General features: G+C 32.9%; 22 protein-coding genes. 14 read left to right on the top strand and 8 right to left on the bottom strand.

The genetic code is table 11. The features are described 5' to 3' along the window. Positions 1–183: 183 nt before the first annotated feature. Positions 184–501: a thioredoxin gene (gene trxA / locus ASF10_RS01650; RefSeq protein ID WP_041516662.1), complete on the bottom strand. Its 318-nt coding sequence runs from the start codon at positions 499–501 to the stop codon at positions 184–186. A 243-nt stretch (positions 502–744) separates the two neighbouring features. Here trxA and ASF10_RS01645 point away from each other — a divergent pair, with 243 nt between their 5' ends. The 4 genes from ASF10_RS01645 to ASF10_RS01630 all read left to right on the top strand — a co-directional run bounded on the left by ASF10_RS01645 (position 745) and on the right by ASF10_RS01630 (position 7,756). Beyond that, the gene (locus ASF10_RS01645; protein ID WP_056244527.1) at positions 745–3,207 is read left to right on the top strand and encodes an AsmA-like C-terminal region-containing protein; all 2,463 of its coding nucleotides are present in this window, start codon (positions 745–747) and stop codon (positions 3,205–3,207) included. A gap of 412 nt (positions 3,208–3,619) precedes the next feature. Further along, positions 3,620–4,084 (top strand): hypothetical protein, encoded by a 465-nt coding sequence (locus ASF10_RS01640; RefSeq protein WP_056244524.1) that lies wholly within the window; start codon positions 3,620–3,622, stop codon positions 4,082–4,084. A 130-nt stretch (positions 4,085–4,214) separates the two neighbouring features. After that, on the top strand, positions 4,215–4,610 hold the full coding sequence (locus ASF10_RS01635) for a (deoxy)nucleoside triphosphate pyrophosphohydrolase (protein WP_241774884.1): 396 nt from the start codon (positions 4,215–4,217) through the stop codon (positions 4,608–4,610). Further along, positions 4,607–7,756, top strand: a complete 3,150-nt coding sequence (locus ASF10_RS01630) for a DUF3427 domain-containing protein (protein ID WP_056244522.1) — start codon at positions 4,607–4,609, stop codon at positions 7,754–7,756. The genes ASF10_RS01635 and ASF10_RS01630 overlap by 4 nt, the downstream gene beginning before the upstream one ends. A gap of 385 nt (positions 7,757–8,141) precedes the next feature. Here ASF10_RS01630 and ASF10_RS01620 read toward each other — a convergent pair whose 3' ends face one another. Further along, positions 8,142–8,375, bottom strand: coding sequence for a hypothetical protein (locus tag ASF10_RS01620; RefSeq protein ID WP_056244517.1), 234 nt, complete (start codon positions 8,373–8,375; stop codon positions 8,142–8,144). Between the two features lie 430 nt (positions 8,376–8,805). On the opposite strand from ASF10_RS01620, the gene ASF10_RS01615 reads away from it, so the two are divergent. After that, a complete protein-coding gene (locus tag ASF10_RS01615) occupies positions 8,806–9,120 on the top strand; it encodes an HPF/RaiA family ribosome-associated protein (RefSeq protein WP_056244515.1) in 315 nt (104 codons plus the stop codon). Between the two features lie 57 nt (positions 9,121–9,177). On the opposite strand, the gene ASF10_RS01610 is transcribed toward ASF10_RS01615, so the two are convergent. Next, positions 9,178–9,834: an oxidoreductase gene (locus ASF10_RS01610; protein ID WP_056244512.1), complete on the bottom strand. Its 657-nt coding sequence runs from the start codon at positions 9,832–9,834 to the stop codon at positions 9,178–9,180. 559 nt (positions 9,835–10,393) lie between these two features. Between ASF10_RS01610 and wrbA the strand changes: the two genes are divergently transcribed. Further along, positions 10,394–11,557 (top strand): NAD(P)H:quinone oxidoreductase, encoded by a 1,164-nt coding sequence (gene wrbA / locus ASF10_RS01605; protein ID WP_056244508.1) that lies wholly within the window; start codon positions 10,394–10,396, stop codon positions 11,555–11,557. Between the two features lie 328 nt (positions 11,558–11,885). On the opposite strand, the gene ASF10_RS01600 is transcribed toward wrbA, so the two are convergent. Beyond that, positions 11,886–12,542, bottom strand: coding sequence for a hypothetical protein (locus tag ASF10_RS01600; RefSeq protein ID WP_056244505.1), 657 nt, complete (start codon positions 12,540–12,542; stop codon positions 11,886–11,888). 366 nt (positions 12,543–12,908) lie between these two features. Here ASF10_RS01600 and ASF10_RS01595 point away from each other — a divergent pair, with 366 nt between their 5' ends. From ASF10_RS01595 to ASF10_RS01575, 5 genes are all read left to right on the top strand, one after another. Further along, a complete protein-coding gene (locus ASF10_RS01595; RefSeq protein ID WP_056244500.1) occupies positions 12,909–13,400 on the top strand; it encodes a nuclear transport factor 2 family protein in 492 nt (163 codons plus the stop codon). A 262-nt stretch (positions 13,401–13,662) separates the two neighbouring features. Continuing rightward, the gene (locus ASF10_RS01590; RefSeq protein ID WP_056244497.1) at positions 13,663–15,045 is read left to right on the top strand and encodes an ammonium transporter; all 1,383 of its coding nucleotides are present in this window, start codon (positions 13,663–13,665) and stop codon (positions 15,043–15,045) included. A 217-nt stretch (positions 15,046–15,262) separates the two neighbouring features. Further along, positions 15,263–15,940 (top strand): tRNA (guanosine(46)-N7)-methyltransferase TrmB, encoded by a 678-nt coding sequence (gene trmB, locus ASF10_RS01585; RefSeq protein WP_056245545.1) that lies wholly within the window; start codon positions 15,263–15,265, stop codon positions 15,938–15,940. Positions 15,941–15,982: 42 nt separating this feature from the next. Further along, a complete protein-coding gene (locus tag ASF10_RS01580; protein WP_056244494.1) occupies positions 15,983–16,618 on the top strand; it encodes a LysE family transporter in 636 nt (211 codons plus the stop codon). Positions 16,619–16,800: 182 nt separating this feature from the next. Beyond that, positions 16,801–17,127 (top strand): MGMT family protein, encoded by a 327-nt coding sequence (locus ASF10_RS01575; protein WP_056244490.1) that lies wholly within the window; start codon positions 16,801–16,803, stop codon positions 17,125–17,127. 170 nt (positions 17,128–17,297) lie between these two features. Here the strand turns inward: ASF10_RS01575 and ASF10_RS01570 are convergent, their stop codons facing one another. From ASF10_RS01570 to ASF10_RS01560, 3 genes are read right to left on the bottom strand one after another with little or no spacing between them, the layout of a single operon-like run. Next, positions 17,298–18,623, bottom strand: a complete 1,326-nt coding sequence (locus ASF10_RS01570) for a sensor histidine kinase (protein WP_056244487.1) — start codon at positions 18,621–18,623, stop codon at positions 17,298–17,300. Between the two features lie 58 nt (positions 18,624–18,681). Continuing rightward, the gene (locus ASF10_RS01565; protein WP_056244483.1) at positions 18,682–18,912 is read right to left on the bottom strand and encodes a hypothetical protein; all 231 of its coding nucleotides are present in this window, start codon (positions 18,910–18,912) and stop codon (positions 18,682–18,684) included. Positions 18,913–18,925: 13 nt separating this feature from the next. Next, the gene (locus ASF10_RS01560) at positions 18,926–20,284 is read right to left on the bottom strand and encodes a sigma-54-dependent transcriptional regulator (protein ID WP_056244479.1); all 1,359 of its coding nucleotides are present in this window, start codon (positions 20,282–20,284) and stop codon (positions 18,926–18,928) included. A gap of 157 nt (positions 20,285–20,441) precedes the next feature. Here ASF10_RS01560 and ASF10_RS01555 point away from each other — a divergent pair, with 157 nt between their 5' ends. The 3 genes from ASF10_RS01555 (at position 20,442) to ASF10_RS01545 (ending at position 25,095) form a co-directional block, all read left to right on the top strand. Next, positions 20,442–21,689, top strand: coding sequence for an efflux RND transporter periplasmic adaptor subunit (locus ASF10_RS01555; RefSeq protein WP_082472376.1), 1,248 nt, complete (start codon positions 20,442–20,444; stop codon positions 21,687–21,689). Positions 21,690–21,815: 126 nt separating this feature from the next. Then, on the top strand, positions 21,816–22,523 hold the full coding sequence (locus ASF10_RS01550; protein ID WP_056244472.1) for an ABC transporter ATP-binding protein: 708 nt from the start codon (positions 21,816–21,818) through the stop codon (positions 22,521–22,523). 145 nt (positions 22,524–22,668) lie between these two features. Then, complete coding sequence (locus tag ASF10_RS01545) at positions 22,669–25,095, top strand: ABC transporter permease (protein ID WP_056244469.1); 2,427 nt, start codon at positions 22,669–22,671, stop codon at positions 25,093–25,095. Positions 25,096–25,161: 66 nt separating this feature from the next. On the opposite strand, the gene ASF10_RS01540 is transcribed toward ASF10_RS01545, so the two are convergent. After that, positions 25,162–26,781 (bottom strand): murein L,D-transpeptidase, encoded by a 1,620-nt coding sequence (locus ASF10_RS01540; protein WP_056244465.1) that lies wholly within the window; start codon positions 26,779–26,781, stop codon positions 25,162–25,164. Positions 26,782–26,845 lie beyond the last annotated feature (64 nt).

The following is a 26,845-nucleotide window of genomic DNA, read 5'->3' as shown; positions in this document are numbered from 1 at the left end:
GAGAATCTATTTAATCTGTGGCAACCTTTTTTAAGCATTATCCAAAATAAATAATTAGTGCTAATTCGTGAAATCCCTGGCAAAAAAATCCTTTTTAATCTGTGTTAATCTGTGGCAAAAAAACACAAATAAAAAAGGCTTGACTTTCGCCAAACCTCTTTTATATAAATCATAATCTTACGATTACAACAAAGCGTCTAAACTATCTGCGTAGGTTTGTTTCGGAGCAACTCCTACTTGTTTTCCTACTACTTCACCGTTATGAAAAACCAACACGGTTGGTATGTTACGCACACCATATTTTGCAGCGAATTCCTGGTTAGCATCTACATCAACTTTACCAACGACAACTTTACCTGCGTATTCTTCGCTGATTTGGTCAATGATTGGACCAACCATTCTACAAGGACCGCACCATGCTGCCCAAAAATCTACCATTACTGGTTTATCTGATTTCAAAACTACTTCATCAAAAGTAGCATCTGTTATTGCTAATGCCATAATTTTTTGTCTTTTAAAATTATTGTCTGAATTGTTCGTTTCAAACTAGACTACAAATTTAAAAATTAAATACTAATCAAACACCATTCTTAAATTAGTTTTAATTATAAATGCATTGTCATTTATTATATGATTCCCATGTTTTAAAATTATAAGCTTTAACCTACAATATACTGAAGGTCATCTTTTTAAAATAACGTCATTTTTTTACCTTATCTTTAATGATCCAGAAAATTCTTCGAGATGACAACAACTTTACTCCATATAAAAAACTTCTTTCAATCTGTTCGTTTTAAAAAATATGCCAAGCGTTTTGGCTTTATCATATTAGGGCTCATTACATTACTATTAATTGCTTGTGGAGGATTGTCGATTTATTTTAACCAAAATAAAACCGAAATCATCGCCAAGATCAATACGAAGATTAATGAAAACATCAACGGAAAATTTCATGTTGGCGATTTTCATTATAAGTTTCTAACCGGTTTCCCCAACTTTACTTTAGCCTTAAAAGATGTCGAACTCAAAGACAATCAATGGGCAATGCACAAACATACTTTATTAAATGCCAAAGAAATTGAAGTGCGTTTAAACGTGTGGAACCTATTACAAAACGAAATCAACATTCATAAAATCCTGATTAACGACGCCAACATTTATGTTTATAAAGCCGAAGACGGTTACTCGAACGCTGATATCTTTAAACCAAAAAAGAAAAAAACACCCGAAAATAAATCAGATAGAGAAACTACAATCGATCAGGTCGACCTTAACAATGTGCATTTTATTTTAGACAATCGCCTTGGTCATAAATTATTTGATTTTGATGTCGCGAGTTTAAAAACCAAAGTAGATTATGATGGCGATAATTGGCAAACCGATGTTTTTCTGGATACAAAAATCAAGAGTTTAGCCTTTAATACCGTACACGGAAGTTTTGCAAAAGAAAAGGAACTTACAGGAACTTTTAATGTTTCATACGGATCCGAAAAAGAACGAATTGATGTTGTAACCAAAAACCTAAAAATAGGAACAGACGGTTTTGACATTATTGCTTTTTTTAATTTATCCAAAGGAAATGCCCTTTTCGGAATCAACATTGGGACAACTATTTTATGGCAAAATGCATCGAATGTATTATCGGCAAATATTAGTTCTAAACTAAATCGCTTTAATCTAAGTAAACCAATCGATGTAAATTGCGATATAAAAGGCGATTTTAATGCCGAAGGAGATCCCAGAATTGTAGTTCAGGCGATTATAAAAGACAACGAATTGAGTATTCCGGACGGATTAATTAAAAAATGCAATTTTAAAGGAATCTTTACCAATAATTTTAAATTAAAAGACGGTTATAACGACGCCAATTCGGCAATTATATTAACCCAATTTGCGGGCGAATACGAGAATATTCCGCTTACGATTCCGCAATTGTCTATCAATAATCTGGAGAAACCAGTCGCCACCGGAAACGTGAGTTCAGATTTTGATATCGAAAGACTCAACGAAATCAGCAACGACAAATGGATTCAGTTTACAGACGGACATGCAAAAGCAAACCTGAAATTTCAGTTTGATATTGTCGATTTGTACATTACAAAACCTCGATTTATAGGCAAAATAGATGTTGATGACGCTTCGTTTCATTATATCCCGAAAAATGTTCGTGCCGTAAAAACCAATATTCATCTTGATTTTACCGAGAAAGCTTTACTGATCAAACAAATTACTTACAAACACCTAAAAAACACCATTTTAATCGAAGGCAAAATCGACAATTTCCTGAACCTATATTATGATGCACCCGAAAAAATGATCGTAAACTGGAAAATCTATTCTCCTTACATCGATCTCAAACAATTTCTGGGCGTTTTAGCCACTTCGCAAAAAAGCAAAGCCATTGCCAAAACCAATAAAAGAACCTCGATATCGAACCAAATACGAACCGCAATCGACAAATGTGCCGTAGTAATCGACATTAAAGCAGATAAAATTAGTTACAACAAATTAACCGCAACAAATACTACCGCAACCGTACAAATGATCGATTCGAGATTGGTCATAAAAAATGGTTCACTGCAAACTTCCGGCGGAAGCATCACGTTTAACAGCGAAGTAAAACCAAGCGGAAAAAACTTTGCTTTTAGTTCGAACGCACAAGTAAACAGGGTTGATATTGCGAGTTTCTTAAAGTCGTTCAACAACTTTGGCGTGACGTCTTTTAATCCTAATAATATTAAAGGAAAACTCAGCAGTCAGGCAAATGTTACCGGATTCATCAACAGCAACGGTGCGTTAATTACCAATTCTATGCACGGCAATCTGAGCTTCAACGTCAATCAGGGCGCTTTGTTAGACTTTGAGCCTATCGTAAAAATTGGCAAATTTGCGTTTCCGTTTCGCGATGTCAAGAATATTACCTTCAGCGATTTATCCGGCAATCTCAAATTACGCGGAGAACAAGTCGATGTTAATAATTTCACCATTAGTTCCAGCGTTTTAAACCTTGATGCCGAAGGTATTTATTCCTTTGGTCGTGGCACCAATCTCGCGCTCACAATCCCACTCCGAAACTCTAAAAACGACATCAAACTCGCCACCAAAGCCGAACGAGACGCCGTTCGCGACCGCGGAATTGTTCTGCATTTAATTGCATTAGATGATGAAGGAAAGATGAAAATTAAATGGGGAAAGAAGGATAAGTAGTCATTGCGAAGAATGAGGAATCACATTAGAAACTCGCCAAAGATTTGTCACTCTGAGCGAAGTCGAAGAGCTTTTGTAACTTAAAATTTGTGTTTTAAAAAATACTTTAACTTGAATATCCAGGAGCTATTTCCTGCTGTACACTATATCTTTTATTGCTTAAAGAAAGCAACAAAAGGATGCCGTTCCCATCATGGCTAGGGTTTTGTTTTCATGAAAAGTTTCAAAATATTAATTAACGCCAGTCAGAAATGATTGGCGTTTTTTATGGAGAAAATCGAAATCATCGGTTAATATCAAAGTTGAAAACTATTATTTAATGAGGTCAATTGTACGCGGGTCAATTATCATTTAACAGGTACATTTGAAATCATGATTTTAGATTACTAATAAAAAAATCCGTTATCAAGAAATGAAATATCTAGCAGAAATAATTTTCGGAAAAGATCAAATAAGGAAATATCATAATAATGAAACTTTAAATGATTATGAAAAAATCATCAACTTAAAAAAGTACATTTTCGAAACTTGGGCAGAAAGAAATGCATTTTACAAAGGAATTGGTGAAGCAATAGGTTGGTTAGAATTCCAAGTAATTAAAGAATCTGGAGAGAAAGACAACAAAGAAGAAAAAGAAGATGAACATAAATTTGACTATTGGGCATTCATTGAGAAATACTATCCAAAATATTCTCATTGCGATAATATTTTATTAAGCGATATATTAACCAGAAAACTTGAAGGTGAAGAAATTTGCGAGCAAGACGAAGAGAATATCAAAGATTGGAATATTCGGAAAGAATTATTTGATTTAGACAAAAACTTACTTTGTGAGGCTTTTGAAAACTACTTCAATATCGCTTATCCAAAAAATTAAACAAAACCAAGTAAATAATATTTTCAAAACTATAAAAAAGTAAGAAGAATAGTTAATATGATTATATTTCACTAATATTAAACTTCGTTATCAAATTAGTATTTATAAATCATTTATTGCATTATTAAAAATGTCTAAAATCATAAATGTTACTTGTGCAATTATTTTAAAAGATAAAAAAATTCTCGTAGCGCAAAGAAGTGAAAAGATGAAATCACCTTTGAAATGGGAATTTCCTGGCGGAAAATTAGAATTTAATGAAAGTGAAATAGATTGTATCAAAAGAGAAATTAAAGAAGAAATAAATATAAACATCGAAGTATTACAAAAATTATCAAATAACATTCATGATTACGGTACTTTTAAAATCAATTTAATTCCTTTCTTAGTTCAGTATATTTCAGGTGAAATCAAACTAGCAGAACATAAAGATTACAGATTACTAGAAAGATCACAATTATCAAACCTTGATTGGGCAGAAGCAGATTTACCAATCGTTGAAGAATTTTTAAAACTTGAAATATGAACCAAGGATTATACGAAGAATTAGTTACCAAGCTGATAAACTACAAAATAAACGAATTAGATAAAGAGACATTTCAAATAAAAAAAACTTCAATAGACAAAGCCGAAGCATCTCAATTATTATCGCAACATATTGGCAAAGTCATCAAATATGCATTAGAAAATTTGCCTAAACAAAAAGAAATTGACTTAATTGACAATCAAATAAAAATTTCGAATAAAATAATTCAATTTTTAAGAGATGAATTAGATAAAGCAGAATTTGAAGGTGATTTAATTGAAACAGAAGGAAAAATATTGACCGCTGTTTTTACAAAAGTCGATGCTCATTTTAAAGACTTAGATCTACATTTAAAAGAAATTACGCCATATACTAGATTAATTCATAGCGAGCTTTTTACTGGAGGAAATGCAGGGACAACTTTAGAAAGCGAATTACGAAAAGAGATATTATCTTCAGATAAAATCGATTTATTAGTTTCATTTATTAAATGGAAAGGTATTCGAATCCTTGAACGTGAATTAAGAGAATTTACTGAAAGAGGCGGAAAACTAAGGGTAATTACAACCACATATATTGGTGCAACAGATTCGAAAGCAGTTGAATTTTTAGCATCATTAGAAAACACAGAAGTAAAGGTTTCATACAATACAGGAAATGAGCGTTTACATGCAAAAGCTTATTTGTTTCAAAGAAATACAGGATTTCATACTGGTTATATTGGTTCTTCAAATTTTTCTCGTTCAGCTTTAACAGATGGACTCGAATGGAATCTTAAAGTTACTACTAAAGAAGTTGGGCATATCATTGATAAATTTAAAAAAACATTTGAAGCATATTGGCAAAATGCAGACTTTGAATTATATGATAATAACATTCATTCCGATAAATTAGTTAATGCTCTTAAACAAGGTAGATCATCAAAAGAAAATGTTTTTACAACTGCTTATTTTGACATCAAACCTTTTCCTTATCAAAAAGAGATTCTTGAAAAACTAGAAGTTGAAAGAATAGTTCATAATAGATATAAAAATCTGTTAGTAGCTGCAACTGGAACAGGAAAAACAGTAATATCTGCATTTGATTACAAAAACTTTAGAACTAATAATAAATCATCTAAGCTTCTTTTTGTAGCACACAGAAAAGAAATTCTACAACAAGCAAAAGCGACTTTTCAAGGTGTTTTAAAAGATAATAACTTTGGTGATTTATGGGTTGATGGAATTGAACCAAATTCTAATGAATATCTTTTTGTTTCAGTACAAACTTTAAATAATAGATTAAAAGATTTAAACCTTTCTCCAGAGTATTACGACTTCATTATTCTTGATGAAGCGCACCATGGATCAGCTTCAAGTTATAGACCTTTTCTGAATTACTTTAAACCTAAGATTTTATTAGGACTAACTGCAACTCCAGAAAGAATGGATAATGAAAATATCCTAGATGATTTCTGTGATCGTATTGCAGCAGAAATTAGACTTCCTGAAGCATTAAACAAAAAACTACTAAGTCCATTTCAATATTTTGGAATAACTGATAGTATTGATTTAACAAATGTAAAATGGGAAAAAGGTAAATATGTCGCAAGCGAATTAACAGCTTTATATACTAAAAATAATATTCGTGTTGGCGAGATAATTACAAATCTTAATAAATATCTTAATGACATACATGATATTCGTGCGATCGGTTTTTGTGTAACGGTTGAACATGCTATTTTTATGACTGAAAAATTCAATTTAGCAGGATTAAAAGCAAATTACTTAACATCTAAAAATGCAAGCGAAAGAGACAAAATTAGAGAAGAATTCAAGAAAAAAGAATTCAATTATTTATTTGTCGTTGACATTTTTAATGAAGGTGTAGATATTCCTGAAATTGATACCGTTTTGTTTTTAAGACCAACGGAAAGTTTAACCGTTTTTCTTCAGCAATTAGGTCGCGGTTTGCGTTTAGCAGAAGGAAAAGATTGTTTAACTGTTTTGGATTTTGTTGGGAATTCAAGATCAGAATATGATTTCGAAAGTAAATTTAGAGCTTTAATAGGTAAAACAACAACCTCGGTTCAAAAAGAGATTGAAGATGATTTTCCACATTTACCTTTAGGTTGTTCTATTGTTCTGGAGAAAAAAACAAAAGAGACAATTCTAGAAAATATTAAAAAAGCTACATCGCTAAATGTAAGTCAATTAACAACTAAAATTACAAATTTTCAACATCAAACTAATTTACCTTTAACCTTAAATAATTTTATTGAATTTTATCATATCCCAATTGAAACAATCTACAAAAAATATAGCTGGTCAAGATTGCTTCAACGAGCAGGAATAATTGATGATTTTGAAAGTATAAATGAAAAACAAATTTATTCTGCAATAAGTAATAAATGGCTTTCTACAAGTTCAACAAGTTATTTTAATTTCATTTTAGAAATTGCAAAACAAGGTTTTAATATTAGAATTGATGATTTTGATGAGAATCAAAAAACCATGCTCTTAATGTTACATTATGATGTATGGCAAAATCATGGTTTATTTAAATCATTAGAATTGAGTATTAAAGCAATTGGAGAAAATAAGATTTTGGTAGATGAAATTATTGAAGTATTAGAAATATTAATTGATAGAATTGATTTCAAGGAAATAGAAATTGAATTACCATATAATCAACCACTAAAATTACATGCGAGGTATACAAGAGATCAAATTTTAGTAGCATTTGGACTAAGTAATTTTGAAAAAAAATCTTCAAGTCGAGAAGGTGTAGCAGAAAATGCTAATTTAAACACTGAACTACTTTTTATTAACTTAATAAAATCAGAAGAAAACTTTTCGCCGACGACAATGTATGACGATTATGCAATAAGTGAAACTTTATTTCATTGGCAAAGTCAAAATTCCTCAAGACCCGACATTGGTAGAGGTTTATCATATATTAAACAACAAGAAAACCATAAGAAAATTTTACTTTTCATTAGGGAGAAAGCAAATGATGAAAAGGGAAATACAATGGGATATGTTTTTATTGGAGAAGGCAATTTCAAAGAATATGAAGATCAAAAACCAATGAATATTAAATGGGAGTTAAACGAACCTATGCCAAATTATCTTTGGAAAGAGTCTGCAAAAATGTCTATAGGTTAATTAAAAAAAAATAATTATGGTAGAACATTCAAAACTTGACATTCCAACTGTACTTAATCCGCCTATAAAACTTATAGATATAATTTACAATTGTCCTGTTTGTGATTACGAAATTGAAATAGATATGTTAGTGGATGATGATAGTTTTGTAAAATGTGATATTTGCGATCACATAATTAAATTAAAAATTAAAAGAATCTAAATTCCTGTGTTATTAAATTAAAGACAAAACCCTTAGCTTGATAATTATTGCGGGACTTCGACTTCGCTCAGTCTGACAACATTTTGCAATTTCTCATTCTTCGTAATCACAAAGCAGGCAGAAAAAGCAAACCAAACCACAAAATAAAAAAAGCCACTTCGCAGTGGCTTTTGTCGTTTTAAATTATTTAGCATCCAGATAAGGATTCAAAATTTCGGCTAGTTCGTTTAGCAAGTAAAAACCTTCTTGAACTGATTTTGAATCAATTTGCAGGGTTTCGCATTCTCGCATTAACGAAATGGCGAGAAGATAATTTAATTTTCGAATTGCTTTTGCGAAACTTTTAGGATCAGTCGCTTGGTTGAAAAATTCGTTTAACCGTAATTCGGTTTCTTTTGAAAGGGTGTTGATACTCATAATCTGAAAGTTTAGGTAATATAAAACCCGTATGGGTTAGCTGTCCTACGCCTTTCAGAGCGTTGCAGTTGTTTCCAATACCGCCAGCATACCACACGGGCAAAAGTTTTTTCGAAGTCATAATCTGAAAGTTTTAGGACTGCGAAGATACCAAATAAACCTTTGATTTGTGCGGGTTATCTTTATTGATTTAAAAAGTTGCAAATTTTAGTTTGCTTGTTGTTGCGGGGGCTTCGACTTCGCTCAGCCTGACAAACTTGGCACTTTTTTTATTTCTTAAAAGATGAACTTTGTGGAGTTTCTTCTGTGATTGCTTCGTTCCTCGCAATGACAAAAAAGCGTAATTATTTTCTTAATGTTTTATTAACTCACTTGGCTTTTCATTCTAAAAAAGATAGCTTTGAGAAACAATCATTAAATATAAAGCCATATGAAAATTCAAATCAATACTGACAAGAACATCGAAGGACACGAAAGATTAGCCACTTATTTTTCTGAAGAATTAGAAAAAGGCTTAGCTCGTTTCGAGGAAAAAATAACCCGCGTTGAAGTACATTTTGGAGATGAAAACGGAGAGAAATTCAGCTTAAACGATAAAAAATGTGTAATCGAAGTTCGTATTGCCAACTTACAACCCTTAACCGTAACAGACCACGCAGATACGCTTGAAAAAGCTTTTAGCGGTGCTCTTGCCAAAGCAAAAAAATCACTTACTACGACTTTCGAAAAAATGAAAGCGCATTAATTTATATAGTATCAAAATCTAAAAATGGCATTATCTCTAATCCGGATAATGCTATTTTTATTTTAGCAAAGTTGTCATTTCTTCCCAATGCAATATTTTGACTTTCTCATTAAGTGTGTTCGCACTATTTACCATTGCTTTGGCGATATCGCTTGCTTCGATTCCTTTGTATTTGTTTGTTCCTCCAACAAATAACGGATTGATAAATTTGAATATCCCAATGAATACTTTTTCAAGAGGTCGGCTTTCTTTTCTATCTCCCAAAATCATCGATGGCCGAAAAATATAGGTATGATCAAGATTCAAACTGATAATATCTTGTTCGGTTTCGCCTTTCAGCTTGGTATAAAATATCGAAGACTTTGCATTTGCTCCAATTGCCGAAACTAAAAAGACTGATTTTGCTCCGTTTTCCTTTGCCAGTTTTGCCGCCAGAATTGGATAATCATGATCGATTTGATAATATAGTTTTTTATCCGGCGTTTTCTTTTGTGTTGTTCCAAGCGCGATAAAAACTTCATCTATTTGAATGTCTTTTACTAATCCTGCCAGCGAATTAAAATCACCAATTAGCGTTTTTAATTTTGGATGCTGAATGTTTAGCTCTTTTCTAACCACAATTATGACTTGTTCATAATTGGCGTTATTTAGTAAACTTTCCAGAATATAAGATCCTACTAATCCGCTTGCTCCGTATACAATTGCTTTTTTCATAAGTAAGGCGATTTGTTTCCTCGAAGTTAGAAATTTTTGCCACAGATTTGACAGATTAGAATGATTAATATTTTTTTGTTTCACGCAGATTTTGAAGATTAAGCAGATTTTTTTTCTAATATTTCTAATGTAAAGCTCCAGCGGAGCGAGATATTTATAGCCAATTTTGTATTCGTTATTAATATAAGCTCCAGCGGAGCGACATATTTATAGCCCAATTTTATTACGCGCCATTATAATCCAGCTCCAGCGGAGCGACATATATTTTTAGCACGATTCGATATGTCACCGCGATGGGATTTATTGGTATGTATTTTAAATTTTAGATAAATATATCGCTCCGCTGGAGCTCTACATACATTGTTCTGATTTTTTCTATAAATATGTCGTCCCGATGGGACTAAAATTAACTATGCTTAGTTGGACAATTAAGATAATAATAACGCTTTTCGGGATTGTAAGAAGTAATTTTGCAGTCCCAAAAAAGGAACTTGATTTTTGAAATAAAACAAGCTCTTTTTTGAGATTATCCATTACAAATTATTAAAAAATTACCCTCATGAAAAAGCAACTACTCGTATTATTAATCGCAATATTTATAGGTTTTAGCGTAAAAGCACAAACAAAATCATCTGAAACAAATGTGCTGGTTTTGATCTATTCTCAAAACGGCGGAACTTATAAAATGGCAAAAGCTATTGCTGAAGGAATTCAGGAATATCCAAACACTAAAGCAACTTTAAAACGTGTTCCTTCGATAAATACAAAAGAAAAACTAAATGCTGATGTAGAGAAATTACCAATTGCAACTATCGAAGAATTGGCTAATTATGACGGAATCGCTTTTGGAAGTCCGGTTCATTTTGCGAATATTAGTGCTGATATGAATTACTTTTTCAGTCAGAGTATTCCGCTTTGGACTTCGAGAGCTTTAGAAGGAAAACCAACAACTGTATTTATGTCGGCTGGATCCGGAGCAGGAAAAGAAGCGGCAATTTTATCTTTTTGGAATATTCTAGCTTCACACGGAATGATAATCGTACCAACCGGAATTATGGGAACGGCAACTTTAGACAAAACAGTTCCGCAAGGAAATACGCCGTTTGGAGCAACTTCATTGGCGGGATCGCCTGTTGGAACTCGTCCGTCGCAAAGTGAATTGAATTTGGCTAAAGAACAAGGAAAAGCTTTGGCAAGAGTAGTCGCTGGATTAAAAAATACAGAGAATATAAAGTCTGTAAAAACAACTTCTACAGAAACTAAAATGGATATCAACAAAACTTTAAAAGACAATAATATCGTACTTCCTGAAGCGCCTAAACCGGTTGGGAATTACGTTCCGTTTACGATTTCTGATCATAAAGTTTATATTAATCAGGTGGCACTAAAAGACGGAAAAATTTTAAATCCGGGAAAAGTTGGCGCAACGGTTACAGAAGATCAGGCGAAAGAAGCAACGTATCAAACAATGCTAAATGTTATTGCAGTTTTGAAAGAAGCTTGTGGAGGCGATTTGAACAAGGTAAAACAATGCGTACAATTAACAGGATATTTTAATACAACTCCGGAATATACACAACATGCTGCGATTATGAATTCGGCTTCGAATTTGACGGCTTTGGTTTTTGGCGAAAAAGGAAAACACGCGAGGGCAACAGTTGGTGCGGCTTCGTTACCGATAAATTCGGCTGTAGAAATTCAGGCGATTTTTGAAATTGAATAAAGAGATCGAAAAATAAATTTCATTATTAAATGTAGAGACGCACAGCAGTGCGTCTCTACAACGATTATCCGTAAAATGTTAGACGCACTGCTGTGCGTCTCTACGGAAAATTGGAACGTATATTATATTAAAATGACATTTCGATTTCGCTCAAGATGACAAGAGTGCACTGAAAACTGAGACTGAAAACTGTTTCGCGTGAGGGATAGAGCGAAGCTACCGAAGTAGCAGCGAATAGCCCGACAGCAATAAAAAAGGGGCCGACTAAGCGATTTGCATAGTTGGCCCCTTTTTTATTGGTGGCACGCCCAGATTATTGACGTAAATATTATGATTTTGGCAATGGAGATCCAACTGCGATATCGCAACGATGTCCGGGTTTTCCGTGTGCAGGATTCATTCCGTCAGCAACTACAGCTTCTTCGGTACTTAATAATGCCGGAACTGCATTTGCAGGTGGTGGCGTAACGGTATAAGTTTGCGATGTAGTCCCGCTTTGTGCTGTATTTGCAACAGGTTGTTTTGGTGCGGCAGAATTTAAAGGCGCTCCAACCGGAATATCACATCTGTGTCCGGGTTGTCCGTGTGACGGATTCATTCCTTTACCTACTTTTACCGGTGCAACAGTTGTTGTAGTTACTACATTTTGCTGACCCGCGTTTACTTGTACAGGTTGTGCAGTTTGTGTATTTGTTGTTTGTACTTGCTGTGTTGGAACAGAATTTAAAGGTGCGCCAACTGCAATATCACAACGATGTCCCGGTTGTCCGTGTGCAGGATTTATTCCGTTAGTATCGCCCATTACGGTATTAGGATTCGTAATTGGCGCTTGAACAACTGACTGTGTTTTTGCGGTGTCTTTTGCTAATCCCAGTTTTACTAATTCAGATGTTGGTGTACTTTCCTGCGGTTCTAATTCTTTCTTGCAGGAAGTAAAAACTAAGGAAGTAACTAATATTGAGGTAATGAGTATTTTTGGATTCATGATGTATCGATTTTTAAAGCTCTCAAATATACTAAGATTTCACCATATAAGTAATATAATATCGTGTTGAGAATTTCGCGCAAAGACGCAAAGGCGCCAAGTTTTAAAATTTACAAGCTCCCGACAACGGATTAAAATCCGTTGCTCCAAAATAATCCGTTCCTGCGGAACTCTTGAAATGAGCCTTGGGCACGATTTATAATGGAGAGATATTCCGAAGATTGAGTTTAATACGTCTAATTTCATCAATCATTTGAATCTTTTAATCTGTGGCTTTAAAAATAAAAACCCTCCGCCTTTGTTCCTCTGCACCTTTGTTTCTTTGAAATAATTTTTGCTAACTTTAAATCCAAAATAAAACTTTCTATGAAAAAATCAATTCTACTTTTATTATTCGTTACCACTTTTGCAAATGCACAAACGTCTGAAAAAGACAAAGTCAATCAAACTATCGATACTTGGCATAAGGCTGCTGCCGATGTAAAATTTGATGCTTATTTTAATATAATTGCCGAAGACGGAATTTTTATTGGAACTGATGCCACAGAAAACTGGAATAAAAAAGAGTTTAAAGTTTGGGCTAAACCGTTTTTTGACAAAGGAACAACCTGGAATTTTACGGCTCTTGAACGTCATATCTTTTTTGATAAATCAGGAAAAATTGCCTGGTTTGACGAATTGCTAAATACACAAATGAAAATTTGTCGCGGTTCAGGTGTTTTGGTTAAAATAGGGAAAGAATGGAAAATTCAGCATTATGTTTTATCAATGACGGTTCCTAATGAAGAAGTTGATGCTGCAACGAAGATAAAAGCGCCAATTGAAGATGTCCTGATTGCAAAGCTTCAGAAAAAATAAACATTTTTGAACTTTCTTATTATAATCCTAACTTTTCTAGCACTTTACAGCATTCAATATCAAATTAATTATAATACAATTGGCAATTTTATCTATAAATAAGAAGTTGAAAATAAGATACTCTCAAAAAAATGGATCGAATTTTACAAAATTGACTAAAATAAAAGATTCACCTCTATTTTATTAGCCCTAAAAATCAAAATCTTTATTTTTTTTTAACTTTGACCCCAAAAAAAATAGGGTTAAATAAAGTATTTGAAAAATGAAAATAGAAAAACGCTGGATCATTTCCTTTATTATTATAAGTATTGTTTGTATTACGGGCGCATTTTGGCCAACAGTTACAGAGAATAGTTATGTATTATCTGAATTTGGAACTACTGATCATATCGTTCCTGCCGATGTTGCCTGGATGTTAACTTCTTGCTGTCTGGTTTTGATCATGACACCTGGATTATCTTTTTTCTACGGCGGAATGGTAGGCCGAAAAAATGTGATTTCGACCATGTTGCAAAGTTTTATCTGTTTGGGCGTTGTTACGCTTTTATGGGTTGTCGTTGGTTTTAGTTTGGCTTTTGGTGATCCTGTGGGTTTTGGTTCCGGAGAGCATTTTTATAGCTTTTTTGGTAATCCTACCACTTTTGCTTTTATGGATTATGTGGGCGTTTTGCCTCATAAACAATTAGCGAGCACGATTCCGTTTATGTTGTTTGCGTTGTTCCAGATGAAATTTGCGATTATTGCTCCGGCAATTATTACAGGTTCATTTGCAGAACGCGTTCGCTTTATATCTTATTTATTATTCATTAGTTTGTTTACCATTTTTATCTATGCTCCTTTGTGCCATTCGGTTTGGTATCCTACAGGTGTTTTAGGAAGTTATTTTGGTGTGAAAGATTTCGCCGGAGGAACTGTCGTGCATATGAGTTCTGGTTTTGCCGCTCTTGCCGGAGTTTTGGTTTTAGGAAAAAGAAAAAATAGCGCTCATATACCAACCAATATTCCGTTTGTGTTATTAGGAACAGGAATGTTATGGTTTGGATGGTTTGGTTTTAATGCTGGTTCTGCTCTTGCGGCCAACGGAACTGCTGCAATGGCTTTTGCAACAACCACAACTTCATCTGCCGCTGCAATGTTGACCTGGGTTTTCTTTGATCGAATGAATGGCAGAAAAGTTTCGGCGCTTGGTGCTTGTATTGGCGCTGTTGTAGGTTTAGTGGCGATAACTCCTGCTGCAGGATTCGTGTCGGTTCCTGAAAGTATGTTTTTCGGTTTCATCACGGCTTTGGTTTCAAACTCGGTTGTAAATTGTCGTTTCTCTAAACGATTTGATGATACCCTTGACGTTTTTGCTTGTCACGGTGTTGGCGGAATTATGGGAATGATTCTAACCGCGATTTTTGCTCATGGCGAAGATGCGAGTTTACTTCACGGAGGATGGAATGTTTTTGCTCATCATATGATGGCGTTGGTTTTGGTTTCTATCTTTACTTTCTTCGGAGCTTATTTCTTGTTTAAAGTGACGAACTTTATAATTCCGCTTCGTGTTTCTGAAGAAAACGAACATATCGGACTTGATTTGTCTCAACATGACGAAACGCTTGATCCTAAATTAAAACCTATTACTGAGGCTCATTACGGATGATTTTTTTGCCACAGATTATTAAGATTAAAAAGATTTTTCTAATCTGTAATTAAAATAGTTTGCCACGAATTCCACTAATTTTCACTAATTTTTTTTCGTCTTATCGCTTAAATTAATTCGTGAAAATTCGTGTAATTCGTGGCCAAAAAACTTTAAACCAAATTGCGCTATTTTCATTCGTTTATATTCCTTAATTTTGCTGAAAATTTTTGTAAAAGTGGGAAGTAAAAATAAACTAAAAAGATTCAGAGAAAACGAAACGTTTGATAACGTTTTTCAACCAACTAGAGAAGAAGTTGTAGGCGATTTAATGCCTTTGAAAGGGAAATGGAACTCTGATTTCTTTAAAAATGATAATCCATTAGTTTTAGAATTAGGATGTGGAAAAGGAGAATATTCTGTTGGTTTAGCAGAAAGATATCCTAACAAAAATTTTATTGGTATCGATATTAAAGGGGCTCGTTTCTGGAGAGGTGCAAAAACTGCTGTAGAAAACGGACTTCATAATGTTGCTTTTATTCGTACTCAAATCGAATTGATTGATCATATTTTTAATGAAAATGAAGTGGATGAAATCTGGATTACTTTTCCGGATCCGCAAATTAAATACAAAAGGACAAAACACAGAATGACCAATTCTGAGTTTTTGAAATTGTATAAAAAGATCCTTAAAAAAGATGGTGTCGTAAACCTTAAAACCGATAGTGAATTTATGCACGGTTATACGCTTGGATTGCTTCACGGTGAAGGACATGAGGTTTTATATGCAAATCATAATGTGTATACAAACGAAGGAAGTCCTGAGGAAGTTACTGCTTTTCAGACTTTTTACGAGAAACAATATTTAGAAATTAACAAGGCAATTACGTATATTCGCTTTAAAATTAAAGACTAATTTAATTTTAAAAACGATTTTTCCAACCCATTAAATAACTGAATGGCATTACTTACCCCATTACTTTCAGGTTTTATTGCCGCTTTCATTGGGATTATTCCACCAGGATTAATCAACATGACTGCTGCTAAAGTAAACTTAAAAGAAGGGAGAAAGAATGCGTTGTGGTTTGTTGCCGGAGCGGTTTTAGTAATCTTTTTTCAGGTTTCTTTAGCCGTTTTATTTGCGCAGGTAATCGACAATCGTCCAGATGTTGTAACGTTATTGCGTGAGGTTGGATTTGCTATTTTTTCTATTCTAACGATTTACTTTTTGTTTATCGCAAAAGAACCAAAAGCCAAGAAATCGAAGATTAAAAAGAGCAGTAAAAAAAGCCGTTTCTTTTTAGGAATGTTACTTTCTGGTTTGAACTTTTTCCCTATTCCGTATTACGTTGTTGTGAGCGTTACGCTGGCTTCGTATCATCTTTTTGCATTCGAAAATAATATCATTTTTACTTTTGTATTCGGGTCTGTTTTGGGTTCGTTTGCTGCCTTGTACAGTTACATTGGTTTCTTTGGACGAATCGAAAAGAAAACAGATTACCTTATGCGAAACATGAATACTATTATAGGAAGTATCACAGGTTTAATTGCAATAGTGACGCTTTTTAATATTCTGAATTACTATTTTGGGTAATTTTAAACCATTAAGAGATTAAGAAAAATTAAGCTTTGTTTTATAAACTTAACTTTTCTTAAATTATATTTTTTTGAAAAAAGGAATAATAACTAAATCGTATTTTTAGACTCATCGAATTAAGAAAAATTAAGCTTTACTTAATGAAACTTAATATCTTGATGGTAAAATAATTTAAAGGTATGGCTGAAGATAATTTTTTCGAAAGGGTTTATGCGATCGCCAGACAAATTCCGTACGGAAAAGTAACTTCATATGGCGCAATTGCAAAAGCTTTAGGAACTTCTCGTTCTGCAAGAATGGTTGGCTGGGCAATGAATGCATGTCATAATATGGATGATGTTCCGGCACACAGAGTTGTAAATAGAAAAGGACTTTTGACGGGAAAACACCATTTTGACGGAACTAATCTAATGCAGCAATTACTGGAAAGCGAAGGAATTGAAGTCATTGACAATCAAATTATAGATCTCGAAAAACACTTTTGGACACCTGAAATTGAATATTAATGTTTTTACCACATAAGTTATATAAGTCCATTTAAAAGTTCAAAGTTGTTTTATTCTCATTTTTGTCAGGCTGAGCGAAGTCGAAGCCCTTTTGCGTATTAAAGCCTTCGACTTCGCTCTGGGTGACATTATCCTAAAAACAAAAATTATCACTTATAGGGTTCAAAAAATCAAATCAAACAAATTACAAAACTCGTTTTATCTTCATCTGTTTGGTAGCTTAAGTAGCCGCCGTGCGCTTCGATGATATTTTTAGAAAGCGTTAAGCCAATTCCGGCGCCATCTTTTCTGGTGGTGAAAAATGGTAAAAATACTTTGTCTCTAATTTCAGAATCGATTCCTTTTCCGTTGTCTGAAATGGTGATGAAAAAGCGATTATTTTCGGTATAACTGGACAAGAACATTTTCTTTTCTCTTTTGTCTTTCAAGGCATAAATACTATTTGTAATTAAATTAATAATTACTTGTTCCATCTGATTTTTGTCGATTAATATCGATCTTGAACTATTAATATCGTTTATTAATTCGATATTCTCTGCTTTTAAAATCGGACTCATAACTCGCAGGCAATCTTCAAAAAGCACATTTATAGGCGTCATTTGCTTGGTTGGAGTTGGGAGCATTGCCAATTTTCGGTAATTTTCGACAAAAACCTGCAAGTGATCACTTCGGTTTATAATGGTCGAAATACTGCTTTTTATGTCTTCAAAATCATCTTCTTCGAGTTGTTCCTGATCAACAATATGAAGCAAATTCTGCGAAAGCGCACGAATTGGCGTTAAGGAATTCATTAATTCATGCGAAATAATCTTCATTAAATTAATCCAGGCTTCTTTTTCTTTTTTCTCAATCACACGCTGAATACTGTCTAATAAAATAATAAAATATTCTTTGTCGTATGTTTTTGTATTGGAGGTTTGAAGTACGAATGTTTGTAAATCCTGATCTTCAATCTTAATCGTGATGGCTGATTTTAATTCGGTAAATTCTGCTTTCTCAATTTCAGTACAAAGCGATGGTAAATAATTTTTAAGATATTTCCAATGACTTACTTTTGGCACTTTGAATAAACTGGAGAAGCAATCGTTCATTAAAAAAATATTCCAGTCGTCATCCTCTTTTTCCAGAATTAAAGTCGCCGTATCGATATTATTCAAAATCGATTGATAAACAAGTTCTTTCGAAATCTGTTCTTGTTGCTGAACTTTCAGTTTATTATATAAAAGATGTAAATTCTGAAAATTCTTCTTTTTATATTCTTCCGGAAAATTGGTCGAAAAATCATTTTGTAATATCGAAAGCAATGTTTTATCATAAAACAAAGAATAATTTTTGATATAAAAATACATCTCAAACAACAATAGAAATATAAAAAACCCAACTAAAATTGCATTGTAATAAAGCGTTTTATAAATCAAAAAAATGCAAAAGAAAAAGGGAATCATAATAAAGAGAACCCTTATGAATAATGCATTGTAGAACTTCCAGTTTTTCATTATTTTATTTTTATACTTAAACTTATAACAGCAAGGTTAACTAAGTTTAGAGACTAACTTATATAAAGATTATCTCTATAATTACAATTGCAAGCAGACCAACAATACCAATAACAATTAAAAATATAGATCCGTAGTATAATTTTAATTCTATATAGTCTTTAAAATATTCTGAAGAATTATTTCTTTTAACTCCAACTTTTGGTTTTTCTTTATTTCTATATCGAAACAAGTAAATAAGAGTGCCAACTAAACTTAAAGTTATTAATGTTAAAATTAATTCTATCATTTCTCTCCTGTTCTTAGATATTTTTTAAATCGTATTTCTCAATTCTTCTGTACAACGCGGCTCTTGACAATCCGAGTTCTTCGGCAGTTTTACTAATATTTCCATTGTATTTGAAGAGTGTTTTTTCGATTGCACTTTTTTCCATTTCTGATAGCGGGTTTTCATCATTTTCCTGAATTTCTTCAAAATCAAGAATATCAAGATTCGTTACAGAAATCATATTATTATCAGACAAAATCAAAGCGCGTTCGATTTTATTTTCAAGTTCACGGATATTTCCTTTCCAGGGATATTTTTCTAAATATGGGGCAACATTATCTTCAAAACGCCATCCCGAAGCTTCGGGACCATGATTGTATTTTTGGGCAATTTTATCGAGGATAAAATCAGCCATTGGTACAATATCATCTTTTCGTTCGCGTAACGATGGCAAATAAATTTCCATTGTATTAATGCGATACAGCAAATCTTCACGAAACGTTTTGTTTTTTACCTCAGCTTTTAGATCGCTGTTGGTTGCTGCAATAATACGTACATTCAATGGTCTTGCTTTGCTTTCTCCTAATCGTGTAACGGTTTTGGTTTGCAGGACATGTAATAATTTAGACTGTAAATGCAGCGGAATATTCCCTATTTCATCGAGAAAAATGGTTCCGTTTTGCGCGGTTTCAAATCTTCCCGGCGTGTCTGTTTTAGCATCTGTAAAAGCCCCTTTTGCGTAACCAAAAAGTTCACTTTCGAATAAATTATCGCTCAAAGAACCTAAATCGACATGTATAAAAGGCTGTTCTTTTCGTTCTGAATTGAGGTGAATAAATTCTGCGAAAACATATTTTCCTGTTCCGTTTTCTCCTAATATTAAAACATTCGCATCTGTTCTGGCAACTCTTTCTGCAATTGTATAGGCTTGCTTTATTTTAAGGGAATTTCCAACAAAATAATTTTTTGCTGGTTTTTCTTCTACTACTTTTTTATTGTTTTTTCTGCTTTCGGCTACAGCCTTATCAATTGTTTCTAATAATTTTTCGTTGTGCCACGGTTTCAAAACATAATCAAATGCACCAATTTTTATTCCTTCAACTGCGGTATCAATTTTTCCAAATGCGGTCATTAAAATCACAATGGTTTGTGGCGAAAGTATTTTAATTTCTTTTAGCCAATGAATGCCTTCTCGCCCATCTTCAAAACCAATTCTGTAATTCATGTCTAACAAAACCACGTTTATTTCATTTTCACTTAAAATAGAAATGATTTTTTTTGGACTATTTGCCGTAAAAATCGTTTCAAAATGTTTTTTGAGAATCATTTTTGCCGAAAAAAGAATTTCTTCCTGATCGTCTACAATTAATATTTGGGCTTGTTTTTTTCGCATGGTTTATTTTTTTGTTCGATTACGAACGGTCAACTGTTCATTATCGAACACTTGTTTTTTGAACGGTTTTTAAAGCTTCTTTAAAATCAATACTTTACAAATAATAATTTTTATGGCACAGTATTTACCTATTGGTAATCAGCAAATTATTAAAAAAATGGACAAAGTAATTCCTCGTAAAAATAGAAAATTTAGATATCTCACAATAACAATTGGAGTTTTTTTAGCTTTGGCAACGATCGTCTTTTTTTCGTTTAACACTAAAAGAAGTTTAAATGTAAAAGCTGAAGAACTAAGTATTCAAAAAGTTGAAAAAGCCTTTTTTGAAGATTTTGTTGTTTTTCAGGCAAAAGTAGAACCTTTGAATGTGATGCTTGTAAATGTTACAGAAGGAGGATCTGTAAAAGAGATTTTTGTCGAAAATGGTGCAATGGTTACTAAAGGTCAATCGCTGGCACGTTTGTATAATCCAAATACGGAGCTTAATTACCTGACTCAGGAAACAGCAATTATCGAACAAATCAATAATTTGAATACGGGAAAACTAAACATTAGAAATCAGGAATTAAACCTCAACAAAGATTTGGTTTTGATCGAACATGATTATAATGATGCTAAAAGATTATATGATATGAATGCGAGATTATATGAAAAAGAGGTGATTTCTAAAAATGACTGGAACACTTTTAAAGAAAGCCTTCGTTTTCAGGAAGAACGAAAAAGAACGATTCAGCAAAGTATCCAGAAAGAAAAACAAACGAATCAAATTCAGATTTCGCAAATCAATCATTCGATTCAAACGATGGAAAAAAGTCTGGATATTTTAAGAAATAATAAAAAGAACTTCTTGATTATTGCTCCAGAATCTGGTCGACTGACTTCATTTCAGCCTGTTTTAGGAAAAACATTTCAAGCCGGAGAAAGCATTGGAAAAATAGATTCTAAGCAAGGTTATAAACTAACTGCTGAAATTGATGAATTTTATCTGGAAAAAGTACGTGAAGGTTTAAAAGGTCAGGTAGAATTTAAAGGAAAAAATCTGGAAGTATTGGTTACTAAGGTAATTCCGGAAGTAAAAGGCGGACATTTTATAGTAGAATTGGCTTTTACATCTAAAGAGAATATCGTTTTGCAAGACGGACTTAGTTTTGGTGTGAAACTAATTTTATCAGAGAAAAACAAAACTCTTGTAATTCAAAAAGGAAGTTTTAATCAGGAAACCGCTGGAAAATGGATTTTTGTCGTAAAAGGAAATAAAACCGTAAGGAGAAACATAAAATTAGGACGTGAAAATCCTTCGTATTATGAAGTTCTGGAAGGTTTAAAAGAAGGAGAATCTGTGATCACTTCATCTTATACGGATTATAAAGATATTGAGGAATTATCGATTAGTAGTTCGCAGTAAACAGTTTTCAGTCTCAGTTTTCAGTCTCAGTTTACAATTTACAATTCATAATTTACAATTAACAATTAACACCGTTTCAATCATCAATCAAAAAATAGAATTAACAACAACTAAAATTTTAAAACTATGATAACAATTCAAAATTTAACCAAAGTTTTTAGAACAGAAGAAGTAGAAACCTCAGCTTTAAGCGGAATTTCTATAGAAATTAAAAAAGGTGATTTCCTTACTATCATGGGGCCTTCTGGTTGCGGAAAATCGACTTTATTAAATATCATTGGTCTTTTAGACAGCGCGAGCGACGGAAGCTACAAATTATTAGATCAGGAAATGGTTGGCTTAAAAGAGAAAGGGAGAGCGGCTGTTCGTAAAGAAAACATTGGTTTTATTTTTCAGAATTTCAATTTGATTGATGAGCTTTCGGTTTATGACAATATCGAATTGCCTTTGCTTTATAATAATGTAAAAGCATCTGAAAGAAAACAAAAAATCGAAGCAATTGCCGAGAAATTGAATATATCACACCGATTAAAACATTATCCGCAGCAGCTTTCAGGCGGACAACAACAAAGGGTTGCTGTTGCAAGGGCTTTGGTAAACGATCCTAAAATTATCCTTGCCGATGAGCCAACGGGAAATTTAGATAGTAAAAACGGTAATGAGGTAATGGAATTGTTGACTGATTTGCATGCTAAAGGTGCAACTATCCTGATGGTTACCCACTCTGATTATGATGCTTCGTTCTCGCAAAGAACAATACATATGAAAGATGGTGTTGTGTTTTCTGAAAAATTAAATCAGAGAAATGTTGATGTTTTTATGGACGCTAAATAATTACAAAATGATAAAATTTATTGTAACGGCATTTATAATCCTGGTGGGATTTGTTTGCAAAGTATTAGCTATGATTTAAAACTAAATGGTTCTTAAAAAACTATTGGTTACCACAAACGACTGTAATAACTATAAAAAATAAAGCATGATTTTTAACTGGTTTAAAATATTTATATATCATTTAAAGCAAAACAAATTGTTTTCGTTTTTGAATGTTCTGGGATTAAGCATTGGAATTTCCGGCGTTATTTTCGCTATTTTATATTGGAATAATGAAAACTCTTATGACCAATGGAATCCTGAAAAAGAGAACGTATACGAAGTTCTAAATAAATTTGGAAATGCCGATATATGGAACTCAAGTCCTGTGCCTTTTGGTTTAACCTGCAAAGCCACTATTCCTGAGATTGAATCTATCACTTTTTGTACGGGATGGTATAATGAAGATGTAATAAAATATCAAAATCAAAAATGGATTGGCAAAAAAATTATCCTTGCAGATTATGACTTCTTTGATTCTTTTCCGTTTCCAATTCTAAAAGGAGCTAAAAAAGACATCTTAAAAGAAAAAAACAGCGTTGCTATTTCTGATGAAACCGCAAAATTAATTTTTAAAAATGAAGATCCGATTGGTAAAATTATCACAAAGGACAATAAACCGTATGTTGTAAAATCGGTTTATAAAATCATGAGACCTTCATCTGTAGAACCAAATTATGTTTTTGGAGGTTTGATAAGAGAGGACGACATTAAAAACTGGGGCAACTTTAGTTACACCTTGATGATTAAAACCAAAAAAGGAGTTAATAAGGAGACGGTTTTAAAGAAAATGCAACACGTAAATTTTGTCAATAGAATTGTAAAAGAAGCTAAAAAAGAAGGAGTAACACCGGAACAATTTATCAAAGAAAATGGCAACATAATAGTTGTTCTCGACCAATTGGCCACAGCACGTTTGCATGGTACAAAATCTCCTAACGGTGATAATTTCCCTGAAGGAAGAGGCAATTTACAACTGCTTTATATCATGGTAGGTCTGTCTATTTTGATACTTACATTGTCTTTGGTAAATTATATCAATCTCGCAACTGCATCAGCAATAAAGCGTGCGAAAGAAGTTGGTGTTCGCAAAATTGTTGGTGCCAGTAAAAAGCAAATCATAGCTCAATTTATATTTGAGACTGCTATTATTGTTGTTTTGGCGATTATTTGTGCGCTGGCAATTGTAGAGCTTTCATTGCCTTATTACAATAACTTTTTGAAGAAGTCACTGACAATGAATGGTGGCGAATTTTACCTGCAGCTTATTTTTATATTTGGATTAGTAATCATTCTTGCAGGTATTTTCCCAGCCATTTACATCTCAAATTTTGAAACCCTGAAAGTTTTAAAAGGTAATTTCTCCAGAAGCAAAAGTGGAATTTGGGTTCGAAATTCTATGTTGATTTTTCAGTTTGGAATTGCTGCTTTTTTTATCATTGGTGCTTTAATCGTAAACTCACAGGTTTCTTATATGATGAATAAGGATCTTGGTTTTAGCGGAGCTCAGGTAATTCGCGTTCCGTTTAGATATACTGACCTGGCTAAAAAAGGACAAAAATATATAACCACAAAACAGGAAATTCTTAAATTTTCAGGTGTAGAGGATGTATCTACATTTACAGGTTCTTTTGGATACGGCAGCAGTTCAAGTTCTGGTTTTACTCATAATGGTGTTTTTGTGCAACCCAGAAATATCGAAATGGATTATGGCTTTCTGGATATGATGAAAATTAAGATTGTTGAAGGACGAGATTTATCACCAAAATTTGCCTCAGATACGATTGACAACTGGTTAATAAATGAAACCCTTGCCAAAACAATAGGTCTCAAAAACCCCATAAATACTATATTAACCTCTGGCTGGGGGAACGATAAAGGAATTATGAAATTTAAAGTTGTTGGAGTTGTAAAAGATTTTCATATAAGCGGGCTTCAAAGCGAAGTTCCTCCAATGATTTTTGTAACTATGAAAACTTTAAAATGGAATAATTTTGAAAACGTTTACATAAAAGTTTCGCCTAATAATCTAACTGAAACTTTAGCAAAATTAAAATCTTATTGGGAGAAAAATGTCAATCCAGATTATCCTTTTGATTATGAATTTATCAATAAAGGATTTGCCAAAACCTATGAAGAACAAGTCAAACAGAAAGATTTGTTTTTTATATTAAATCTTGTGGTAATTATTATTGCTGTTTTCGGGTTATTTGCTTTGGCTTCATTTTCTATGGAAAGAAGGCTGAAAGAAATCGCGATTAGAAAAACATTAGGTGCAGAAACTGATGTTTTACTAAAAGAACTATCTAAACAATACGTAGGCTTTTGCTTAATTGGTTTTATAATTGGTATTATTCCGGCTTATATTTTATTACAAAAATGGCTGGAGAATTTTGCTTTCAGAATTGGGATTTCAATTGTTCCGTTTAGTATTGCACTGGTTTCTTTGTTGTTTTTGACATTACTAATTGTTCTGACAAAAGCGTATCAGGTAACTAAAATCGATGTGCTGAAATATTTAAAATACGAATAAACTTGTAGACCATTTTTTTTTAACAAACCCGTCAGATTAATAAAATCTGACGGGTTTGTTTTTTATTTATTTCGAAACAACAGTATCAGAATATAATAATTTATACAATTGAACATCTCTGTCATAAACATCCGGATAAAAACCAATCTCTCCGTCATCGCTCACCCAGGCGGTAAAATATCCAATATAAATTGGAATCTTTGTTTTAAGCTTGCAAGTAGTTTCTTTTTCTCCACTCATTGCCTGATCTATTTTATCGACCGGCCAATCCGGATCGTCTTTTAAAATCGCAAGTGCCAGACCTTTTGCTTCTTTTACATTGATGCATCCGTGGCTAAAAATACGTTTCTCGAATTCAAATAAACTCTTCGCCGGCGTATCATGCAAATAAATATCATTAGGATTTGGAAACATGAATTTAACGAGTCCTAAAGAGTTTTTAGGTCCGGGTTTTTGTCGAACATTCCCTCCGTTCCACTCCATATTATGATCTGCCAGATAGTTTTTATCTTCTGCCATTTTTAGTTTTAACTCATTTTTAATGATGCTCTGCGGAACATACCAATACGGACTAAAAACAATTCGGTCCATATTACCGCTAAATATTACGGTTTCGGTCATTCTGGTTCCCACAAAAACATCAGAGACTAATTCATATTTTCCGTTTTTTACATAAACCAGTCTAAAAGAGGGTATATTAACCATTATATATTCGCTTGCCTGTGCCAAATTTGTTGGTATCCATCTGCAGCGTTCCATGTTTAGCATTATTGTTTTAATACGGTTTCCAATTGGCTCATTCATCTGGTCAATATGCTCTCTGGTAAGTGTATAGTTTAGTTTGAGTCCGTATCGTTTTTTATACTTTAAAATACCTGCCATCATTTCCTCATCATACACATCTCTTTTAGAATCCTGTGCTAAATCTCCCACCACAAACAAACGTTCCCGTATTTGTTTTATCGCAACACCACTATCAAATGGTTTGAGGTCTTTGTAATTTGCGCTGTCAATATCTATTTTTTTCCATTGATTATTTTTCTCAATAGTCCTGTATTTTTTTAATACTGCCTGCAACTTATAATATTGACCGTATAAAAGATTTTCATCTTTATTTAACCTACCTGGATCTACCATAAGAGAATCTAATATTTTTGCATACGAAATAGTTTTCGCAGGCAAAAACCATCCGATTTTTTTTAAAGTTGAGGCATCAACACCAGAATAAACATTACTTGCATAAAACACATACATATTAGATAATAAAAGTTCTGTATCTATTTGAGGCAGGTCAGCAGTGACGTTTTCATTAAAGACATCATCTACCAAATCCATATAAGGCATCGTAGCTTTGACTCCCTGATCGCTTAATAACCGAACTTTGTGATATAATAAGGATCCAAATTCGCTTACACTTTTATCGTCGTACCAGATGAGTTTGTATTCTTTCTTTTTATAAAGATCCAAAACGTCATTTTGATATTTTTTAAGCTTCGGATATTTTCCATAAAACTGATTGATCGTCTCAACATCAACAGTTGTTTTAAAGAAGGTTTTCTTAGAGACAAAAACATATTCAGATTCCGTTTTATCATTTTTTATACTGATCTCTTTAGAAGAAGATTTAAAAGAAAACATTAAAAAACTAACGGCAATAATTACTGATACAGAAGTGGAATTTCGCATTTTTTCAGATTTAAATTAGAAAAGAAATTCTATTCGAAAAAAATATCAAAAACCCATAATAGTC

The sequence above is a fragment of the Flavobacterium sp. Leaf82 genome (assembly GCF_001422725.1).
In the GTDB taxonomy this organism is placed as follows: domain Bacteria; phylum Bacteroidota; class Bacteroidia; order Flavobacteriales; family Flavobacteriaceae; genus Flavobacterium.
The sequence above is the reverse complement of the archived record's forward strand: the minus strand, read 5'-3'. Positions and strand labels throughout refer to the sequence as shown.